Origin of the sequence: Fluviicola chungangensis (assembly GCF_007558725.1) — a bacterium.
Classification (GTDB): domain Bacteria; phylum Bacteroidota; class Bacteroidia; order Flavobacteriales_D; family Crocinitomicaceae; genus Fluviicola; species Fluviicola chungangensis.
In genome coordinates, this window is the sequence record NZ_VLPL01000002.1 from 113,874 (window position 1) to 134,741 (window position 20,868).

20 protein-coding genes are annotated in these 20,868 nt (G+C 43.2%); 7 read left to right on the top strand and 13 right to left on the bottom strand.

Annotated features, from left to right (window positions below; translation table 11 throughout):
- Window positions 1-17 precede the first annotated feature (17 nt).
- From FO442_RS04150 to FO442_RS04165, 4 genes are all read left to right on the top strand, one after another.
- Window positions 18-431: an ATP-binding protein gene (locus FO442_RS04150; protein ID WP_144331894.1), complete on the top strand. Its 414-nt coding sequence runs from the start codon at window positions 18-20 to the stop codon at window positions 429-431.
- A complete protein-coding gene (gene ybeY, locus FO442_RS04155; RefSeq protein WP_144331895.1) occupies window positions 431-868 on the top strand; it encodes an rRNA maturation RNase YbeY in 438 nt (145 codons plus the stop codon). The genes FO442_RS04150 and ybeY overlap by 1 nt, the downstream gene beginning before the upstream one ends.
- Before the next feature lie 123 nt (window positions 869-991).
- A complete protein-coding gene (mnmG, locus tag FO442_RS04160; RefSeq protein WP_144331896.1) occupies window positions 992-2,863 on the top strand; it encodes a tRNA uridine-5-carboxymethylaminomethyl(34) synthesis enzyme MnmG in 1,872 nt (623 codons plus the stop codon).
- Between the two features lie 72 nt (window positions 2,864-2,935).
- On the top strand, window positions 2,936-3,745 hold the full coding sequence (locus tag FO442_RS04165) for a class I SAM-dependent methyltransferase (RefSeq protein ID WP_186279884.1): 810 nt from the start codon (window positions 2,936-2,938) through the stop codon (window positions 3,743-3,745).
- A gap of 441 nt (window positions 3,746-4,186) precedes the next feature.
- Here FO442_RS04165 and ispG read toward each other — a convergent pair whose 3' ends face one another.
- The 4 genes from ispG to FO442_RS04185 form a co-directional block, all read right to left on the bottom strand.
- Entirely contained in the window at window positions 4,187-6,097 is a 1,911-nt protein-coding gene (gene ispG, locus FO442_RS04170; RefSeq protein ID WP_186279886.1) for a (E)-4-hydroxy-3-methylbut-2-enyl-diphosphate synthase, read from the bottom strand.
- A gap of 74 nt (window positions 6,098-6,171) precedes the next feature.
- Complete coding sequence (locus FO442_RS04175; protein WP_144331899.1) at window positions 6,172-6,753, bottom strand: hypothetical protein; 582 nt, start codon at window positions 6,751-6,753, stop codon at window positions 6,172-6,174.
- A gap of 44 nt (window positions 6,754-6,797) precedes the next feature.
- A complete protein-coding gene (locus FO442_RS04180) occupies window positions 6,798-7,220 on the bottom strand; it encodes a hypothetical protein (protein ID WP_144331900.1) in 423 nt (140 codons plus the stop codon).
- Window positions 7,221-7,272: 52 nt separating this feature from the next.
- On the bottom strand, window positions 7,273-8,181 hold the full coding sequence (locus FO442_RS04185; RefSeq protein ID WP_144331901.1) for a zinc-dependent peptidase: 909 nt from the start codon (window positions 8,179-8,181) through the stop codon (window positions 7,273-7,275).
- An 87-nt stretch (window positions 8,182-8,268) separates the two neighbouring features.
- Between FO442_RS04185 and FO442_RS04190 the strand changes: the two genes are divergently transcribed.
- The 3 genes from FO442_RS04190 to FO442_RS04200 are packed head-to-tail and all read left to right on the top strand — an operon-like array spanning window position 8,269 to window position 10,723.
- Window positions 8,269-8,622 carry an MmcQ/YjbR family DNA-binding protein gene (locus tag FO442_RS04190; RefSeq protein WP_144332320.1) on the top strand — a complete coding sequence of 118 codons (354 nt, stop codon included), beginning with the start codon at window positions 8,269-8,271 and terminating at the stop codon, window positions 8,620-8,622.
- Window positions 8,603-8,998: an RNA-binding S4 domain-containing protein gene (locus tag FO442_RS04195; protein WP_144331902.1), complete on the top strand. Its 396-nt coding sequence runs from the start codon at window positions 8,603-8,605 to the stop codon at window positions 8,996-8,998. Before FO442_RS04190 ends, FO442_RS04195 begins: the two co-directional genes overlap by 20 nt.
- 30 nt (window positions 8,999-9,028) lie before the next feature.
- Window positions 9,029-10,723, top strand: coding sequence for a carbamoyltransferase family protein (locus FO442_RS04200; RefSeq protein ID WP_144331903.1), 1,695 nt, complete (start codon window positions 9,029-9,031; stop codon window positions 10,721-10,723).
- Between the two features lie 2 nt (window positions 10,724-10,725).
- Here FO442_RS04200 and FO442_RS18675 read toward each other — a convergent pair whose 3' ends face one another.
- The 9 genes from FO442_RS18675 to FO442_RS04245 all read right to left on the bottom strand — a co-directional run bounded on the left by FO442_RS18675 (window position 10,726) and on the right by FO442_RS04245 (window position 20,860).
- Window positions 10,726-12,462, bottom strand: a complete 1,737-nt coding sequence (locus tag FO442_RS18675; RefSeq protein WP_186279888.1) for a DUF2207 domain-containing protein — start codon at window positions 12,460-12,462, stop codon at window positions 10,726-10,728.
- Window positions 12,437-12,961, bottom strand: a complete 525-nt coding sequence (locus FO442_RS04210; protein WP_144331904.1) for a LemA family protein — start codon at window positions 12,959-12,961, stop codon at window positions 12,437-12,439. Before FO442_RS04210 ends, FO442_RS18675 begins: the two co-directional genes overlap by 26 nt.
- 87 nt (window positions 12,962-13,048) lie before the next feature.
- Window positions 13,049-15,307: a vWA domain-containing protein gene (locus FO442_RS04215; protein WP_144331905.1), complete on the bottom strand. Its 2,259-nt coding sequence runs from the start codon at window positions 15,305-15,307 to the stop codon at window positions 13,049-13,051.
- 288 nt (window positions 15,308-15,595) lie between these two features.
- Window positions 15,596-17,539 carry a ferrous iron transport protein B gene (gene feoB / locus FO442_RS04220; RefSeq protein ID WP_144331906.1) on the bottom strand — a complete coding sequence of 648 codons (1,944 nt, stop codon included), beginning with the start codon at window positions 17,537-17,539 and terminating at the stop codon, window positions 15,596-15,598.
- Window positions 17,539-17,757, bottom strand: coding sequence for a FeoA family protein (locus FO442_RS04225; protein ID WP_144331907.1), 219 nt, complete (start codon window positions 17,755-17,757; stop codon window positions 17,539-17,541). Before FO442_RS04225 ends, feoB begins: the two co-directional genes overlap by 1 nt.
- Before the next feature lie 83 nt (window positions 17,758-17,840).
- Window positions 17,841-18,047 (bottom strand): exodeoxyribonuclease VII small subunit, encoded by a 207-nt coding sequence (xseB, locus tag FO442_RS04230; RefSeq protein ID WP_144331908.1) that lies wholly within the window; start codon window positions 18,045-18,047, stop codon window positions 17,841-17,843.
- Window positions 18,048-18,121: 74 nt separating this feature from the next.
- Window positions 18,122-19,552 (bottom strand): exodeoxyribonuclease VII large subunit, encoded by a 1,431-nt coding sequence (xseA, locus tag FO442_RS04235; protein WP_144331909.1) that lies wholly within the window; start codon window positions 19,550-19,552, stop codon window positions 18,122-18,124.
- Window positions 19,553-19,595: 43 nt separating this feature from the next.
- A complete protein-coding gene (locus FO442_RS04240) occupies window positions 19,596-19,808 on the bottom strand; it encodes a hypothetical protein (protein WP_144331910.1) in 213 nt (70 codons plus the stop codon).
- An 8-nt stretch (window positions 19,809-19,816) separates the two neighbouring features.
- Entirely contained in the window at window positions 19,817-20,860 is a 1,044-nt protein-coding gene (locus FO442_RS04245) for a hypothetical protein (RefSeq protein ID WP_144331911.1), read from the bottom strand.
- Window positions 20,861-20,868 lie beyond the last annotated feature (8 nt).

The window sequence follows — 20,868 nt, forward strand, 5'->3', positions numbered from 1 at the left end:
AACATTAAATTAGAAGAATGAAAGAAGGGTTTACTTTAATTGATTCGTTAAGCATTCCTTCAGAATTGAATAATTTGCCGGTAGTTGAGTCAATGATCGACAAGGCTTGTCAAACAGTAGGTATAGATGAAGACATGTATGGAAATGTATTGATCGCGGTTACTGAGGCAGTGAACAATGCAATTATTCATGGGAACTCAATGCATGTAAGTAAAGAGGTGAAGTTGGAGTTTTATGAAACAAGCGACGGTTTCGGTTTTAGAATTTGTGATGAAGGAAAGGGGTTCGACCACCAACACCTCCCCGACCCTACTGCTCCCGAAAACTTGGAAAAAGAAAATGGAAGAGGAATTTTCTTAATGAGAAATTTAGCTGACGAAGTGATGTTCAATGATACAGGGAATGAGGTCAGCGTTTTTTTTAATAGATAATGGTAGATGTTTTTTTTGAAGATATAGAAGAAGTTCCGGGTGTAAATCCGGAATTTTTGTTTGCATGGTATTCGCAGGTGTGTGAGAACGAATCGAAGAATTTGGGGGAAATCTCAGTTGTTTTTTGTTCGGATGAACATTTGCTTGAGATGAACAAGGAATACTTGCAACACGATTATTATACGGATATCATTACGTTCGACTATACACAGGGCGATTTGGTGTCGGGCGATTTGTTTATTAGTGTGGATCGGGTTGAAGACAATGCTGATGAGTTTGATGTGCCTTTTCAGGATGAATTACATCGAGTGTGTGTGCACGGTTTGTTGCATTTGTGTGGGTATAAGGATAAATCATCCGACGATGAAAGGTTAATGAGGTTGAAGGAAAACGAAATGTTGGAACTCCGAAGGTTTCACGTGAAACATTTAAGGTGAACGAGGAGCTTGGTGCCCTCTGTTTGTAAGGATGAAATGTTAATGTTACGTAAGTTTCACGTGGAACATTTGAAGGCTTACCGGGATGATAGTAATTTTGTTCCACGTGAAACATGAAATAATATGTTGAAAAATTATGATGTCATTGTAGTGGGTGGCGGACATGCTGGTTGCGAGGCTGCGAATGCAGCTGCAAAACTGGGTAGCTCGGTGTTGTTGATTACAATGAATATGAATACCATTGCCCAAATGAGTTGCAATCCTGCGATGGGCGGTGTGGCAAAAGGACAAATTGTACGTGAGATTGATGCGCTTGGTGGTGGGTCCGGAATTGTTTCCGATTTGTCGGCCATTCAATTTCGCATGCTGAATCGATCAAAAGGTCCTGCAATGTGGTCGCCACGAACTCAAAATGACCGGATGAAATTTGCTGAAGAGTGGCGTTTGCTTTTGGAACGAAACCCGAATGTTGATTTTTGGCAAGACATGTGCAATGGGTTGATTGTTGAAAATGGGTCCATTATCGGTGTTCGAACATCGATGGGAATTCCTGTATACGGAAAGGCGGTTGTTTTAACAAATGGTACGTTCCTGAATGGTTTGATCCACTTGGGTGAAAAGCAATTTGGCGGGGGCAGAATCGGTGAGAAGGGCGCAACTGGAATTACTGAGGATTTGGTTGCACTCGGCTTTGAGTCCGGAAGGATGAAGACCGGAACGCCTCCACGGGTGGATGGAAGGTCATTGGATTATTCTAAGATGGAATTGCAAGATGGAGATGAAAACCCAAGCAAGTTTTCTTATGGTAATACGGAAGCGTTAAAAGTTCAGCGTGCATGTCACATTACTTATACCTCTACCCTCACCCATGAATTGTTACGGGAAGGTTTTGATCGTTCACCGATGTTCAATGGGGCTATCAAAAGTAGTGGGCCGAGATATTGTCCGAGTATCGAGGATAAGATTAATCGATTTGCAGATCGTGATAGACACCAGATTTTCGTTGAACCGGAAGGATGGAATACTGTTGAGATCTATGTCAACGGTTTTTCTACCAGTTTACCTGAGGATGTCCAGTTAAAGGCTTTGCGTTCTATTCCCGGATTTGAACAAGCAAAGATGTTTCGTCCGGGTTATGCAATTGAGTATGATTACTTTCCTCCCACACAACTAAAACATACGTTGGAAACAAAATTGATTGATGGGCTCTATTTTGCAGGGCAAATCAACGGGACAACCGGATACGAGGAGGCGGCTTGCCAGGGATTAATGGCTGGAATAAATGCTGCCTTAAAGGTGCAAGAGAAAGACCCGTTTATTTTGTCAAGAAGTGAAGCTTATATCGGGGTGTTGATTGATGATTTGATTACGAAAGGAACTCAGGAGCCATACCGGATGTTTACTTCACGTGCTGAGTATCGTATTTTGTTGCGCCAGGACAATGCAGATGTTCGTTTGACACCTGTTGCATTTGAACTCGGTTTGCAGGATCAGGATGCAATGGACAGGGTAAACAGAAAAGTGAATGCCGCGAAAGAACTGATAGGTGCTTTGCGTAAAGAGGGTGTTAGCCCGGAAGTGGCAAATCCGGTTTTGGATTTGGTTGGAAGCTCTCCGCTTTCTCAGCAGGTCAAATTGGCTTCTGTACTTACCCGACCGCATGTCACGATGGAACATGTGTTGGAAATGAGTCAGAGTGTGCGTGAGTTGGCTGATAGGTTACACGTGGAACATGAGGATGCGGTGGAACAAGCTGAAATCCTTCTCAAGTATGAGGGCTATATTGCGCGTGAGGAAGAAGTAGCGCTAAAGCTATCCAGGTTAGAGGAGGTCTCTATTCCTGCCGGAACAAATTATTCGCTGTTAAAATCCTTATCTACGGAAGCAAAGGAAAAATTAAGTAAGATTAAGCCTGTAACGATTGGTCAGGCATCAAGAGTTAGTGGGGTTTCCCCTAGCGATATTTCAGTTTTATTAATTCATTTAGGAAGGTAGTTTCACGTGGAACATTTAAATCAAACCGCTTGCCCTTCATGTGGAGCGCACTCGTTTAGTACATATTTAGCCGTGAAAGATCATTTTCTTTCGAAGGAAGAATTCAAGTTGGAATTGTGCGATTCCTGCAGTTTGTTGTTTACAAATCCCAGACCAAGTCTGGATAGAATCGGTGATTACTATAAGTCGGAAGCGTATGTTTCGCACAGCTCTACCAAGAAAGGATTCGTTAATAAGGTTTACGGTTGGGTGCGGACATATACCTTAAAGAAGAAAATTGCTCTTTTGAAGGGACTTTCTAATGGAAAGAATTTGTTGGACATTGGTGCCGGGACCGGTCACTTCCTGGCCGCAGCGAAAGAATCCGGGTATACTGTTTTGGGATTGGAGCCAGATGAGGATGCTCGGAGGGTTGCACTATCGGAAAATGGAATTGAGCTGAAAGATCTTAGCTTGCTTCATGATTTGAGTGAATCATTCGATATCATTTCTATGTGGCATGTGTTGGAGCATGTTTATAACCTTCAACCGGATCTGGAGAAGATCACTTCATTGGTAAACCAAAATGGAGTTTTGATTATAGCCGTTCCGAATTATACCTCTTTTGATGCACAATACTACAAAGAGTATTGGGCGGCCTATGATGTTCCACGACACTTGTATCATTTTTCTCCAAAATCAATTATTCCTTTAGTTGAATCCAAAGGGTTGAAATTTGAGAAAATGCTTCCGATGAAATTCGATAGTTACTATGTTTCTATGCTCAGCGAAAAATACCGGGGCGGTTCCTTGCTGAAAGCCATGAGAATTGGTTTTTTATCCAACCTAAAGGCTAAGGAAGGTTTGTCGAGCTCTCAGATCTATATTTTCCGCAAGAAATAGTGTTTTTAAGCCCTTTGAAGGGTTTTTTTTGTGTTTGGAAGGGAAACACCTTGTTACAACAGAGAAGTGGCAGGAAATCAGGTGAAATTTTTAACGTTTTGAGCGGTTTTGTAGTTTGATCCAGATTGAACACTATTTGCCAGATGACTTTTCCGGTTGGGGATTTATTTGTTGAAGATATCGTTTCATGAGTTGTTCTAACAAAATATTTTCGTGTTTCAATTGGTCTATTAGAATTTGGATGTTTTCTGATTCTGATTTTAGTGATTCCAATTCTTTTTCAAGGGATCGAATCCTTAGTTGGGTCCTTATCAGCTCAACTGAATCCAATTTGATCTGTTTTTTGTAAGTGTCGATGGAATTTGTCTGGCTGTATGTGTCGATTGAAATGAACAGAATAAAGTATAGAAATGCTTTCATAACCGTTAGAATTTTTCAGTTTTATTTGTTCGGTTCAATCCAATCTCCGTGTTCCCGGATCAGTTGGATCAAAGCATCGACAGCTTCTTTCTCGGACACATTTTTTTTCACGACGGTTTTTTCTTTATACAAGTTGATTTTTCCGGGACCGGTTCCCACGTATCCGTAATCTGCGTCGGCCATTTCTCCCGGGCCGTTCACAATACATCCCATGATACCAATTTTAATTCCTTTCAGATGAGATGTCCGTTCCCTGATCTTAGCAGTGGTTTCCTGTAGATCAAACAAGGTTCTTCCGCAAGAAGGACATGAAATGTATTCTGTCTTGGAAATGCGTGTGCGTGTAGCCTGAAGAATTCCGAAAGAAAGGCTGTTGAGATCAATTAATGACTGAGGAGCCGTGATCCAAAGACCGTCGGCAAACCCATCAATAAAGTGAATGCCGGCATCGGAACTGGCATATAGTTGTAACATCTCCAGCTCTTCAAGTTCATAACTCAATTTGAGAATAATAGGCACTTGATTTTTTGATTCCGCTAATTCATGTTGAAATTTGCGGATAATCTGTGTTTTTTGATGCTTTTTTGTTTCGATGATGTAGACGGTCTGCTCCTTGGGAAGTTCGGAAACGTTGATTTCTACATCAAGGTCAAGAAGTAAAAAGATCAATCCGACCGGTTTGTTTTGACGGTACTCTTCCAGTGTGCAAAGCGGATAGGCGTCCGGCCTACGGTATTTTTTCCAGGTATTGTAGTTTTGAATGAGGCGCAGTGTTCCGGGAATTTCAAAGTCGATCGATCGATCTCCAAGGTAAACAAAGTCGGCTGCCTGGTCAGAAATGTTCCACTTGTCTAGTTGTCTGGAATAAGTGTAACCAAATCCGAAAAAATTAGTTGAAACGATGTTTTCTTTCTTTGACAGGTCGGAAAAAACAATTGAAGTATTACTTCCACCGATATTTAATAATGGATTGGTTAAGCGTTTGTTATGCTGAAAATAATCCAGTTTTATTTTGGATGAATAATTTAGTTTGTAATCCGGTTTTGACTGAAATTTTTGAACAAGCTTCCGGGCAACCGGAATTTCGAATTCAGGATCTTCGGTTAAAGAAACCCGAATCGTATCTCCCAAGCCATCTTCCAGTAATGCACCGATTCCAACCGCTGATTTAATTCTTCCGTCTTCCCCGTCGCCTGCTTCGGTTACTCCCAAATGTAAAGGATAATTCATTCCCTGCTCTTTCATTGTTTTTACCAGCAACCTGTAAGCTTGGACCATCACCAGGGTATTGCTTGCTTTCATGGAAATAACCAGGTCATGATAATCATTTTTTCTACAGATGTCAATGAATTCCATGGCCGACTGAACCATCCCTTCCGGGGTATCGCCGAATCTGCTGAGAATCCGATCAGAGAGAGAACCGTGATTGGTACCTATCCGCATTGCGGTTCCATGTTCTTTACAAAGCAAAACAAGCGGGGTGAATTTTTCTTCAATTCGTTTTAACTCCGCCTGGTAACTTGCTTCGGTGTAATCAATTTCTTCAAATTTCTTTTTGTCTGCATAATTGCCCGGGTTGACACGCACTTTTTCAATCAGTTTTGCGGCGATTTCGGCAGCGTTTGGGGTAAAGTGAATGTCTGCCACCAATGGGGTGTCGTAACCGCGTCTAACAAGCTCGTTTTTGATTGCACGTAAATTTTCAGCCTCTTTTTTGGAAGGTGCTGTCAAACGAACCAATTCGCAACCTGCATCAATCATCCGGATGGATTCTTCGACAGAACCCATGGTATCCAACGTATCGGTGGTTGTCATTGATTGGATCCGGATAGGATTTTTCCCACCGATAGCCGTTTTCCCGATGATTACTTCCCGTGTCTCGAAGCGCTCGCGATTAAATAGATCGTTACAGAAAGTGACTTGTTCTGACATTCTTAAAGAAATTGTACCATGCAAAGGTACGGAATGAATTTTACTGATAAATCCATTGTACTGTTTGAACGAGTTTATTGTTCAAAAAGAAAAGAAGGTTTATCCGTTACAAGTACTATTTTTTTTCTGTTTCTATACAGTTTGAATTTGTAATAGCAGACAATGTCCTCTTTTCCGTCTATACTTCCCCAACCATAAACGAATATTTCGTATTTCTTTTCGGAGCGGAAAGTGGAATAAGGATAGATCAGATAATGAACCGGGTCATTTTTTTTTGTAAATGTCGAATCCAGCCTGGAAATATACTCCAGGGCTCTTATGTGTGAGATGAATTTTTCTATTAGTTCTTGTTCTTTTTGGGTTTCTTTGTCAAATAGTTGCTGCCAGTTTTTTCCATACTTCAGAGCGATTAAAAGATCTGAATGATGGTTGAAGACTTCTACGCTATCTTTCAGTTCTTTCGATATCAAGCATTGTGCAATACGCTTGAAATGAATACCCCACCTGTCTGCGACAATGTATTTGGCATTTTCATAGATTTCGCCCTTGTTCCTGCCATACTCGAGAATTTCAAAACAGGGAGCCGGTTTCTTTTGTCCATTTGCTGAACAGGTAAAGAGCGCGCCTATCAGAAGAAAAATGCGGTAGAACTTCACAGACGATTTGAGGTTAAAGTACTTCAAATAGGACAAAAACACCCTTACCTGTCTCCGATCAAATGGTAACTGTAGCTTTCACCCAAGGGACCTGGCTGACAAGTATCGTCATTGTATTCGAACTCGAAATGATTAGTAGTGAAACTGCCAATTTCAACAGAATCGCAGAAAAGTATTTTTCCGGATTCGGTCACTTTAAATTCGTGATAGGTGTTATCATTCCACAGAAATTTCAGCGTATTTGACGCGTCTCCAAGCATTACCTGACTGGTATACGTATACGTCGTGTCGAAAGTAAAGCCTGACATTTGCCAGTAAGTGGAATGCCAAAGAGTCGTGTAATTTCCTGTGTATTGTTCGCGGTAATCTACCGGTGGGGAGGGTTGCTCGGGTTCTACCTTTTTTTTGGAACAATTGGCTGCAAAAAGAGCCATGAATGAAAGCATGATGATGGATAACCGGTGCATAAGATTGAATTTATATCCGAAAGTTAACCAATTTCCCGGCTAAGAAAAAGGATTAAGCACCGATTTTTTTTGTATAATGCACGCTTCCACAGCAATGCTTAAATTTTTTGCCACTGTTACAAACACAGGGATCATTTCTTCCGATGGTTTTTGCTCTTCGCGTGATACTTTGGTCGGCTGGTTGCTGATTGAAGATTTTTTCCAATAATGCATACAGTTCCGGGTGCTTTTCCTCCAATAATTTCGGACGTTCGAAAAAGTATTCGCTGATTACGGACAAGAACTCAGCGCGATTGGTAGCTCCGTATGGATTAATGTCCGATTTCCCTTCGTAAATCCGCTCAATTTCTTTGTTCATCAAATCAATCCAGGGAAGAGCATATTTCCTGTCCATCAGCACTTTCGGCAGTCCGTCAATTTCACCGTCCGACTTATCAATTAAGTGCACAAATTCATGAATGGCCGTGTTGTGTTTGTCTGATTCGTTTTTAAAGCCCAATCGCAATGCTTCTTTCGACAGGATCATGATTCCTTCCATGCTTTGGTTTCCTACCATTCCCAAAATTCTGCGGTCCGATTCTCCCTCGAACTGATAGTTTTCATCAAACATTGCCGGGTAAAGCAATACTTCCCGGATATTGGTGTATTTCCAGGAGTCAAAACCAAAGATCGGAATGATTGCGCTGGAAGCCACGAGCAGTTTGTCTGTTAAACTCACCTCGGTTTTTATCCCGGTGATTCTGCAATTGAGTAAAAATTCCTGTACTTTGTATTCAAAACGCGTTTTTTCGCTTTCCTCTAACGAAGCATAAAACAATACTTCCGAGTTCAAAATCCCACGCCATTCTAACGGAAAGGGTTCTTGCGGAACCAGCCATTTCGGGTGAGCGGCCTTGCGATAGGATTTCCATCCCAGAAACAAGAACAAACAAACTATGGAGATAATACCGATTGGGACCATATGAAGAAGACTGGAATTAAAAGTCCTGAATTTAGTATTTTAATCTGCGATAGCTATCGGAATTGGAATTCTATTTACCTTTCCGACATGCATTTTGATGAATTAATCCATTTCTGTTTTCAGCTTCCCGGGGCTACGGAAACTTTTCCGTTTGATAAACGCACGCTTGTAATCAAGGTGCAAAACAAAATGTTTGCGTTGGTGGATGTGGAAGATCCTACGGGAATCAATTTAAAATGTGATCCGGAAAAGGCCATTGAACTGCGTGAGCGTTACGACGGGATTCAGCCGGGTTACCATATGAGCAAAAAACATTGGAACACCGTTTCACTTGAAGGATTGGTCGATGACTCACTCATAAAAGAGTTGATCGTACATTCTTACGATTTGGTGGTTTCGTCGTTGCCGAAAAAATTACAGGATGAGCTTAAGAATAGATAAATACGTGTGGTTTGTGCGCCTGGCGAAAACCCGGACACTGGCCACAGAACTCGTTCAGCGAAATAAGATCAAGTTGAACGATATGCCCGTAAAACCTTCCAAAGAAGTGAAGATCGGTGATACGGTTTCAATTATCAAAAACAACGCAACATTCAGCTACAAGATCAAAGATCTGCTGGATCGGAGAGTTGGGGCGAAATTGGTTGCAGATTACTTGATTGATATTACGGATCCGTTGGAACTGGAAAAATTCAAAACATACCAGGCGGCGCAAAGTGTTTACCGTGAATATGGAACAGGGCGTCCTTCACGTAAAGACCGGGATAACCTGGATTCGTTCTTCGAATGGCTGGAAGAGGATGAAGACGAAGATTGAGATTCATTAACTGCCGATAAACCGCTATTCATGTCAAAACCCATTTACGTCCTGGGAACAGGACTTTCACACAACGGATCTGCTGTTCTGCTAAAGGACGGAGTTGTTTGTGTTGCGATCGAAAAGGAACGCATTACCCGCATCAAGCACGATGGCGGAAACGATACGGATGCCATTCAATACTGCCTGGATACGGAAGGAATTTCCCTGGAAGAGGTAGACTTGGTTGTTCAAACGGCGAATTTTGAAATTCCGGACCGGGATAGGTTTCACGGGAAACGGTTGTTTGCCGGAACAACTCATCCGAAACTAATCAGTATTTCACACCACTTAGCACATGCTTATAGTGCAGTCGGAACGTGTGATTTCGACGAATGTGTGGTGATGGTTATCGATGGTTGCGGAAGTCCTTATCAGCAATGCATGGATGTTTCACACGGAACAGTTTACCCGGAAAACCTGGAAGATTTGGCGCAAAAAAACCTGTGGTGCGAGAAGGATAGCTTTTATCATTTCGACGGACAAAACCTGGTCCCGCTTTTCAAGGATTTCAGCCCGGTTGAGTCCGGTTCTTCCGATGTTCTGAAACTTCCCGTTACCAGCCATTCGATCGGTGGATTTTATGCTGCAGTCAGTCAGTATGTTTTCGGAAACATGGACGATGTGGGGAAGTTGATGGGCCTGGCCCCGTATGGAAAAGAAGGGTTGATTGAAAAAGAAGCCTTCGAATTCAGTGAGGGCTCGTTACTGGTCCGCACCGACTGGCAGGATGCGTTGAAAATGCCTTCAACAGGATATTCCTTTTTCAAAGCGCATTTCCAATATTATGCAGATGTAGCATATTGGGCCCAGAAACAGGTTGAAAAAGCAGTCACAGCCTGTTTTAAAGACCGCCTAAAGCGTTTTCCGCATGAAAAGGTGTGTTATAGTGGCGGTGTTGCCTTAAACGCAGTAGCGAACGCTTTTTTGCTGAATGACGGAATCGTACATAATTTTTACCTGGAACCGGCTGCGGGAGACAATGGTTTAGCTCTGGGTTGTGCATATTATGGCTGGCTGGAAGTTTTGAAAAAAAGGAAAGTAAAGCATCACGGAAATACGTGTTTCGGTAAAACCTATTCGAAAGAAGAAATCCGGAATGCGTTGAAGCTGGTGCCTGAAAACTGGACAATCCGGCAGCTGGAAACAAAAGCAATGCTTGCGGTAACCGCAAAAAGTTTGGCGGCAGGAAAAACGGTCGGTTGGTTCCAGGACTGTTGTGAGTTTGGGCCGCGTGCCCTGGGACATCGCTGTATCCTGGCACATCCGGGAATCGAAGGATTGGGGGATCACATCAACGCAAACATTAAATTCAGGGAAGATTTCCGCCCGTTTGCCCCGGCTGTTCTCCCTGAATTGGCTTCAAAGTATTTTCGTTCGGGAAGGAAAAGTCCGTACATGATTTTGATTGATCACACCAAACCCGAGTACCTGGAAGAGTTGAAAAATGTGACTCACGTAAATGGAACAGCACGTGTACAAACGGTAGATAAAAATTGGAATCCCCTGTTCTACCGGTTGATCCGGGCTTTCCAGGAAGAAAGCGGCACAGGAGTTTTACTCAATACCAGCTTTAACAAAAAAGGCATGCCGATCGTGGAAACTCCGGAAGAAGCAGTGGCCTTATTCCGGGAATCCGCCTTGGATGTATTGGTTCTGAATGATACGCTGGTCAGTAAGAAGTAGTTTTACCAACCGCCACCTCCGCCACCTCCGCCGCCACCTCCGGAAAATCCACCACCGCCCGAGAAAGATCCTCCGGAAGAAGAGCTCGGTGGTGTAGCAGATGAAGAGATTGCAGAAGAAAAACTGTTCGAATTAAAATGAGAGAATCCGTACATTCCCATTCCGGCATACCAGTAACCGGTCATTCCGTAACCCCTTTGCAATTCCACCGGATTAAACTGACCTTCCCATTCTTTGGCTAAACCTAAAACAATGGCATAGGGAAGAAGCCGCTCGAATGTTTCGAAATTGAGGTCCGGAGGATTGTTGAATTGAATGCGTTTTTTATCAGCGTATTGAATGAAGAGTTTCAACCCCAATATGTGATCCATGACTTTCCGGCCCTGCGGTGTCGGTTGCTCCAGCAAATACCCGAAAAGCAAGTTGATCCCGATGCCAAGTACCGCCATAACTCCAATAAGCACATAAGATCCTCCAAACAGGAATTTCAGACCAAAGGCCAAAAGAATGAATCCGAATAAATACAGGTATTGGGTTCCGTTAATGTGTGCATTTAGTTTCCGGTATTTCTCCTTATGACTTTCGGCAATGTTTCTTTGCAGGTCATCCATACCCTTTTTCAAGTGGGCATTGTATGTGTTCTCGTAAAACGTAAAGGAGTCTTTATTTGAGAAAAATGCCTGATACACCTGGTTTTCTGCTGAGGTTAAATTCTGTTTCGGGTCCTCGGATTTGGTAAACGTATATTGGGGTGAACCTTGCTTGTTTTCTTGTTTGATTTTCATCCAGCCTTTTGTTCCCAAAGAAGCGATTTGCCCGGTGAATGCAGTAGAAGTAACTACTCCCCGGTTCATAACCGCGTATACATCTGCCGGTGAAAATCCTTCGGGAGCGTCGTATTGCGGCATAATGGTTCCCGGTTTCGGATCGCGGCCATAACGATGCCATAAAAGCAGGCTGCGCAGTACCATAAAAAACACCATGAATAAGAGTAATACCCACAGTGCATGGGATTTGACCCAATACAGGAAATTATCCATGGGAGTAGGATATGTCAATTTGTTTTTGTCCCAGGAAGCCGCAAAAGTTAATCCTTCGTTCCATAATAGCCCCTTGGTTCTGTAGACCAATTCATTGTCTTTAGTCTGAACCACGGAAAAATTCTTTCCGGCAGCTCCCGCTGTTCCCGTATATGCGGTGAATTTGTTGAATGCGATTCCGGCAGGCAACTGCACGGTTGCGCGCAAAGAATCGATAGTAAATAACCAGCCGTTCCCGTTGGTGTTCCAGTACAATTCGTCGACATCTTTTAAAAGGCGCAACACGTGATTTACTTCGTAAGTAAATTCATAAGTGTGCTTTCCTATGGATAAGGTGGTTTCTTTGCTTCCGAAATAGGTTCGAAGGCCATTATCCATGTTTTCTGTGTGATAATCTTCAGTCTCACCGTCGCGTTTCAGAGAGATGAAGTTAAAATCCACATCTGTTCTTCCTCCTTCATAATCGTAACTCAAAGGGATATCGCGGTAAATTCCATGATTGATTTGGTCTAAACCGCAGTAAATCGTAATCCGTTCTGTAATACGCATACTGCAATTTTGCTGCACCTGGTATACGGCATCGAAATAAATGATGCGTTCTCTTTCTTCATTCTGGGCACTTGCCTGAACGCTTAGCACCAGGAGTAAACCTGTAAAGAGGGATCGAAGAATCTTAAATGGGGTATTTAGGGATCTCATGTTGTTCGGATTTTGCTTGAACGTAATTGCGTTTGGTGTGTTGATTGCTTTTGGCGAACCAACTGTATGGAATTTTTTCCTGCAGGGAGTTATACGCTTCCACAGTACCGTTGTAAAATTGCCGGGAGTAAAGCAGGTGATTTTGTGTTTCTGTGATCTGAAAAAGCAGTTTTTCAAAAGTTTGATCGGCTTTCAAATCAGGATAAGCTTCCTTAATCGCGTTGATTTTAGTTAAAATTTGCGGAAACTGATCGTCTTTGTCCCAAATTCCCGTTCGCTTCTCTGCAAGTTCTTCCAATAAAACAGCTTCGTGTTTGGCATAACCGGCTGCAATCTGAACCAGCTTCGGAATCAATTCATGACGCTTCAGCAATTGCACATCCATGTCTGCGAAAGCCGCGTCCACCAGGTTCCGGGAGCGGATCAGCTGATTGCGTAGAATCAGGAAAATTAGAAGAACGGCGAATAAAAGAGCGCCGCCGGTAAGTAAGAAAATCATACCGAAAAGTACTACAAATAATCAAAAAGCCCCTTAAAAAATGGATAGACATCTTTTAAGGGGCAGTGTGAGATGTGATGTGTGTCCTTATGGTTCTGTGCGTAATTGCTCAAAAACACTCACATATTCCTCTAATTTTTCAAACAATCCTTTCAAATCGCCCGGAATGGCTTGCGGGAAGAGCTTTTGGATTTGCGTAACCCCTTCTTTGGCGGCTTTTTCGGCTCCCGCTTTATCTCCGGAAGTGAATTTTTCGGCCATTAGTTTCATGCTTTGGTTTACGATCGCTACAGCCATCATGCGCTTGTGATTCATGTCAAGCGTCATATCCAGCAAACCGGTTGCCGTGCTCCATTCAGGGGACAGTTCTTTTTCCACCACTTTTTGCTTCTTACTCACCGGATCGGTATAGGTTAAGCGAGCGAGTACTTTTTGTTGCTCGATTGCCGGAGTGGAATGGATGATATCCATTTTCACGAGAGCCATTTTTTGTAAACCCGGGAACAAGTGGTCGATGTCAACCGTTACTTTTCCTGCATTTACTTTCGCATTTTGATATCCCAGCAATTGGCGGTAAACAATTTGATCATTGAACAGGATTTCGAGTTTGACATCTGTCCCGATCGGATCAATAATCCCATCAAAGGTTTTTAAGAATGCCTGGTTGTAGTGTGAAGGATCTCCGGCCATCTGCAAAGTTCCGCCTCCGATGGTTGCCAATTGTTCCAACAGGGCCGCATTGTAATCATAGCCAACACCGATTGCCGAAATTTGCAACCCTTTTGCAGCATAAGTTTTTGCCAGGTTTACAGATAGTTCGGGTTCATCACCGCCATAACCGTCCGAAAGTAAGATCAGGCGATTGACCATGTTTGGTTTTTTATTGGCTTCCAACTGCTTGAGTCCCTCTTCGAAACCAATGGAAATAGTGGTTCCTCCCATCGGCTGCAAAGCACGGATAATATCACAAATAGCTGTTTTGTTGGTGATGAATTGAGAAGGCAGGGGTTTGTACACCTGATCGTCGAAAGCCACAATGCCGATTCGGTCTTGCGAAGACATCCGGCCGATCAATTCAATGAGGGTGTTTTTCAACAATTCGAGCCTGTTGTCATTCGACATGGACCCGGAAACATCGATTACAAGCAGGAGGTTCTTTGGAACGAATGCTTTTTTGTTTTTGGCGTTCACTTTAAAACCAACTTCCAGGACAGCTTCCTTGGAAGAAGCATTGAATTTATTCCCCCATTTTAGGAACAGGTCGACCTCGTTATCACTTGAAGGGTATTGAGCTGTTACAAAATCGTTGACGTCCAAAGCTACCAAATCCTTTACCCGCGGAATGAAGGATTCGATGTTTTCCAGGCGTGGATCGGGAATGTAATTAATCGTTTTTCCCATAGTGGCAAATCCTTTCATTCTGCTTAAATCCAATACACTTGCATCACGTTGAAAAGTAAAATCAACCACGTATTTAGTTTTTAAAGGAAGCATGAATACAACTTTCCCGCTTGCGTCTGTTTTCCCTTTATATTTGATCGAACTGCCGACCGATTTCAAATAAACTGGCTCGTTGGCAATTGGATAACCACCTTTGCGAATGGTTAAATCAACAGTCGCATGGGAACTGCTTGGTTTAATTCCGGAGGGAAGGATTTGAACCGTATACTTTCCTTCCTTTTTTTCTGTAAATGCCTTTTTTTCATAAGTGAGGAAAGCTGTTCGTGCCATAGATTCATCTCCAAAATCTGCCCAATCCATGGAATTGATATCAGCTACGTCAATTTCGTAATCGTTTTTATTCGGAACAAGAAAAATGCATTCTCCGCTGGCATTGGTTGTGCCGGTGAATTGTTCCGCCAATGCGAAGCAGGTGAGACTTACCGGGACATTTGCCTGCGGTTTGTTTTCCCGGCTGGCCACGACGATTTTTAATGCACAATGTGCGGCGTCCGGACGGGGCATAGAAGGATATTTTTGAGGTGTTTTTTTAAACACGATGGTGGATCGATCCGGTAAGATGCGGTTTTCGCGTTCCCAAACTTCCAGGTCGTAGGTGATGTGGCTGCTTGCTGTTCCCTTCCCCCGGGATTCCACCCAAAGGCAATTATTCATCTCACCAATGGACCCGATCCACAATTCGCCATGATCAAAAACCAGGTCCAGTACTCCGGAAGCATTGGTTTTGTTTTCAATGCGTTCAAAAGTGGTCGATTCAACAAACCGGACAGAAAGGTTTGCGGCAGGTTGGTTTTGATTGGTTACAACCTGTAAGTGATAATTGGTCTGGGCGCTGACTACAGGAAGGTAGCAAAGCGTTGCCAGCAGGAGTCGAATTGGTTTCATAAGTTTTGGAAAATGGGTTTGTCTAAATCAAACTCCGGATTCTCGGATTGGTTACAATTTTGCTTTCCCGAGGCATGTTCGCGATATTAAGAATAACCCTTTGCTGAAAAGGAATTCCGAAGGATTTATTCTGTAAAATTTGTCGTCAGTGAACCGCGCTTTTTGCGTTTGGATTCAAGCCGCATTTCTCGCAGCCCGACTGCTTTTTCCGCTGAGAGGTCAAGTAGAACCGGCGAATCAAATAGAAAATCGCTGCGGAAACGGTTACGATGACTAAAACGATTTGCATCAGCTAAATAGATTAAAAGTGATATACGCGCCAAAATAGGCCAAAACCCCCATATACCCAACTTGGATGATGGGCCATTTCCAGGATTTTGTTTCCCGTTTGACAACCGCAAGGGTAGCCATACATTGCATTGCAAAGACATAAAAGACCAATAGCGAGAGTCCGCTGGCTAAAGTATAGGTTGGGGTTCCGTCCGTCCGTTTTTGAGCTTTCAGTTTATCTATCAATTGCTTGGGATTATCGTCTGCTTCGTGCACGGAATAAATGGTGGCCAGCGATCCGACAAATACTTCGCGGGCAGCAAAAGAGGTGAGTAATGAGATTCCCATTTTCCAATCATACCCCAAGGGTTCAATGACGGGTTCAATGAATTTTCCGAGGTGTCCCATGTAGGAATGCTCCAGTTTGACGGAAGCTACCTTGCTTTCATAATCGGCCATTACTTCTTCGGTTTGAGCACGCGGTGCAGGAACTGTTTTTGCATACTTTTCCATGTCTTTTCCGGGACCAAAGCTTGCCAAAGCCCACAGGATAATAGAAATGGCCAAGATGATTTTTCCTGCGTCCAGAACGAAAATTTTCACTTTTTGAAAGACCTCAATCCCCACATTTCCCCAGCGGGGACTTTTATATGGAGGCATTTCCAACAGGAAAACGCTCAATTCCTTCTTTTTGAAAAATTGTTTGATTATCCAGGCAACAAGCAAGGCAGAAACAACGCCAAGCAGATACAATCCGAAAAGGACCAATCCCTGGAGATTCAGAAATCCGGCCAGCGTTTTCGAAGGAATGACCAATGCAATTAACAAGGTGTAGACGGGTAAGCGGGCGGAACAGCTGATCAGGGGTGCGACCAGAATCGTTGTCAGCCGTTCCTGCCAGGAGCTGATCGTTCGGGTAGCCATAATTCCCGGGATTGCACATGCCGCACTTGATAACAAAGGGACCACACTTTTCCCGTTGAGTCCGAATGGACGCATCAGTTTGTCCGTAATAAAGACCACGCGTGCCATGTAACCCGTTTCTTCCAGGATGGCAAGCATGAAAAAGAGCAATGCAATTTGGGGAATGAAGATCAAAACGCCGCCGATTCCGGGAATTACTCCATCAACTATCAGGGAAGTAAACACTCCTTCCGGCATCATTGTCCCCAACCAGGAGGCTAGCGATGAGGTGCCCAGATCGATCCAATCCATCGGATAGGATGCCAGCGTAAAAACAGTTTGAAAGATAGCCAGCAGGATCACCAGGAAAATCAGGTAACCAAAAACCGGGTGGATGAGCCATTTGTCCAGTTTCGTGGAAAAGTCTGCTTCCGATACGTTCTTATTCACCACCTCTTTTACCAGTTCTTTTATGCGCTTAAAGCGGACGTTGGTATCGGCTATCTGGCCTTGAAAATCATCTTTTGCCTTTAAGGTATCCAGCCTGGTTTCACGCGGAACACTTTCTTCTGCCATCCATGCTTTCAGCTCCGTAAGACCGGTTCCGATCCGTGCATTGGTGCGAATGATTTTCGCGTCCGGGAATGCTTCTTGCAAAACAGCGGAGTTGATCTCAAAACCATTTCTCGCTGCAACGTCGGTCATATTCAGGACCAATGCAGTATTGAAACCAAGATCGTATATTTGAGTAAACAGTAAAAGGTTACGTTCTAAGTTGGTGCTGTCTAACACCACAATGGTTTTTTCTGGAAAATTAGGGTCTTTGGTATTGGAAATGACATTGTATACTACTTCTTCATCCTTGCTTCGCGGATATATACTGTACGTACCGGGGAAATCAATTAATTCCAGCTCCTTTCCGTCAACAGTCAAAAAACCGGAATGCTTGTCGACGGTTACTCCAGGGAAATTCCCTACATGCTGACGTAACCCCGTCAGTCTGTTAAACAGGGAACTTTTCCCTGTATTGGGATTTCCGAAAAGAGCGATTTTTTTCATTACTCGACTTCGATCAGGTTGGCTTCAGAAAGACGCATGGATAAAGTGTAACCCGAAATGTCCACAGCGATCGGGTCTCCGAAAGGTGCTTTGAACAGGACTTCCACTTGTTTCCCGGGATAAAGTCCCATTTCCAGTAACTTGGGTTTGAGCTCACCTTCGGCAATGCCGAGCACCGTCATTTTTTTATGCATGGGAATCTGTGCAAGTGTTTTCATGGAATCGAATGGATGTTGAAAATTTTGTGAAGCAAAATTAGTAGAAGTAACTGATAGATTCCATACCGTGTTTGTGGTATATCTTACTGGTCGGATTTGAGATCGTTCAGGATCTGCTGCACGTCGTTTTCGGTGGATGTCAGCTTGTTTTTGCACATTTGGATCAAAGCAGCGGCGCGTTTCACTTTTTCAGAGAGCAGGTCCACGGAAATCTCTCCGGATTCGATGTCCGCAATGATTTGCTGTAATTCTTCGTAAGCTTTTTCGTATGTTACTGCTTCTTCTTTCACAATGCAAATTTACGGAAAAAAAGGAATTTGGGTACCGTGACGTAATATTGCGTTATAACGTCAAATTTAAGGGGTCACTTCACGTCCGCATCCAGCTGTTGTGCTTCCGTCACAATTTTCAATGCTTCTCCGCTCTTGGCCAGGTTTTTTGCTGAAAGCACTCCTTTTTCATTGGTAACGATGGCATAACCGCGTTGCATGACTGTCAAAGGGTCGAGTAATTTCAGGTGGAATTCTGCCTGTTCCAGTTTCGTTGCTTCGGACTCAAGAATCCGGGGAAGGACACGGATCAACTGATTTTCCTGGTTGTGAAGAGTTTGTTTGCGGCTGTTTACCAGGGACTTGCTGTGAATCTGGAGCAGATTAACGGTATTGGTTAATCGGTTTTGCTGAACATCGAACAGGTAAGAAGAAGAAGAACGTATTTGATTACGAAGTTCCAACAACACCTGGTTCGAATGAGTCATTTTGTGCTTTACCCGGAACTCAAAGTCCTTCACGGTATTTAGGAATATATTCCTTTCAGATTGAAGGGCGGTTTGAACTTCTTGCCGAAAAGTGCGGGTTAACTGTCCGAACTGATTGTTTACTCCCTGTATGAAATGCTGGATTTGTTTGGGAAGTTTCCATAAAATCTCATCCAATGGTTCATCGAGTTCTTCAAAAATGCGAAGCAGGAAATAAGCCATGTCGGAAGGAGTAATCCCGTTCCGGAAAGCGATCATTTCGCACACGGTGAGGTTGGTCGAGTGACCGATACCTGTTAACACCGGAAGCGGAAAGGTTGCAATGGCTTTTGCCAGATCGTAATTGTTATAGCAATGCATCCCGATTTCACCGCCGCCACCCCGGATGATCACAACCGCATCAAAATGCTGCTTTACTTTCTCTATGCGCTTCAATTGATTTTGAATGGAAGTAATGGCGGCGTCACCTTGCAGCGTTGCTTCAAACAGGAATGTGTTGAAGTGATAACGCTTGGGGTGTCCGTTCAGCAAGGTCACAAAATCGGAATAGCCTTTGCTGTCGGCTTGGGAAATGATGGCTAAACGTTTGGGGACCAATGCCATTTCCAGGTTTTGGTTGGCATTCAGGATTCCTTCTTTGTTCAGACGTTCAAGAGTTTCCTGGCGTTCACGTTGCAAAGCACCCAGTGTATAATTCGGATCAATATCGATGATTTCCAGCCCGATATTGTAGAGCGGGTGATAAGTGATCTTCACGTGGAACAGGAGTTCCATTCCGTCGTGCAACGGTTCTTTAACGATCTCAAAGAATTTTTGCTGGATGCGTTCGAAGTGCTGTTTCCAAATCGTGCCGCGCATTTCAACGATGATGGATTCGTCTTCTTTCTGGACCAACTCCGGGTAACAGTGTCCTTTGCGGGTTTGGTTGAGTTTGTGCATTTCGGCAGTTACCCAATAGGTGCGCGAATAGCGTTCGGCAATCGTTTTTCGGATTGATTCTGCGACTTGTTTGAGGGTAAAATGCTGCGGGCTTTCCATTACCTAAAAATACAAAAAAGGAGAGTGTCCGGTAAGAAAACAGTTATTGATCCAGCAAATCTTCCTGTTCGCGTTTCTTTAAATAGTGTTTCCGAACCTGTAAAAAAGTAAGTCCATAAGCTGCTGTGAGAATAAATCCGGGGATACCCAGGATCATTCCTTTTCCATGATGTTTATGACCGCCGAACTGGAAAAGAATGATTCCTGAAACCAGGAGGACCGATCCGATGATGAGACGGGTAACTATTTTTTTCATGGGTTGACTTACTTGAATTGAAACGTGTATGTGGTTGTTTTTCCGGATTCCAGGTCGGTTTCCAATACCTTCAACGGAAGCCCGTGATTGTCGTAATAGAATAGTTGTTCGGTGGTTTTTCGCTCTTTTTCTTCCGGTATCGTTTTTGAATAGGTTTCCGTTCGGATTACTTTTCCCTCTTCGTTGTAATACAAATTCAGTCTGTTTCTGTAATCTCTTCTACTGATCAATTTTCCTTTGGGATTGGAGATATAGATGTAAGTCGATTGCGCATCGTCGCTGTATTTATAGGGATAATTCCCGTCCAATTGGTACTGAATGTATTTATCTGGATTTTTTAAACGATCGGCTCTGAATATGGAGTCATCCGTGAATGATTTATCGATCAATGCTTCATAGTTTCCCAGAGTTATCACGGAATTACCGTTTTGATCCGTTCTCCTGATTTTATAAGTAGCAGAAATACCATCCATTTTTCCATTTTCATCAAACGTAACGTGTTCGGAAATCTGCAAAGAATCTCCTTTTTGAACATACCGTGACATTCTTTTTTCTGAAAACGAACTGCTTGCCTGGGTTTCAGTTTCGATAAGCAGAAGTGTGTCTTTTACGTAGGTATAGGCATAAGTTGTTGTACTTAGCAGCTTGATTCCCTGGATAAAGTATTCCTTCTTGAAATTCATGGAATCGGTGTAGGTATAAACCGACTTACTTAATATCATGGACGTGTCTTTTTCATCGTACATAATAAAGGCCGTTAGGTTTCCTGTTGAGTCAAACTCATTTTTGTGGCGTGTCCAGTCTATTCCATTGTAGTGACAGTGTTCTATTCGTAACCCGGCATCATTGAAGGTTTGAATATCCTTTAACGGATTTCCGGCATAACTGCTCCAGGTTTGATTCCAGGTAGTGATCATTTGGTGATAACCCAATTCCTTGAATTTCTTCAACATGACAGAATCCATTTGGTCTTGACTGAAAGGTTGTGCAACTAGTTTTGCACTGAAAACCAGGGTAAAAAGAATGAAAAGTCCGGTTTTTATTATTTGCATATCCAGGA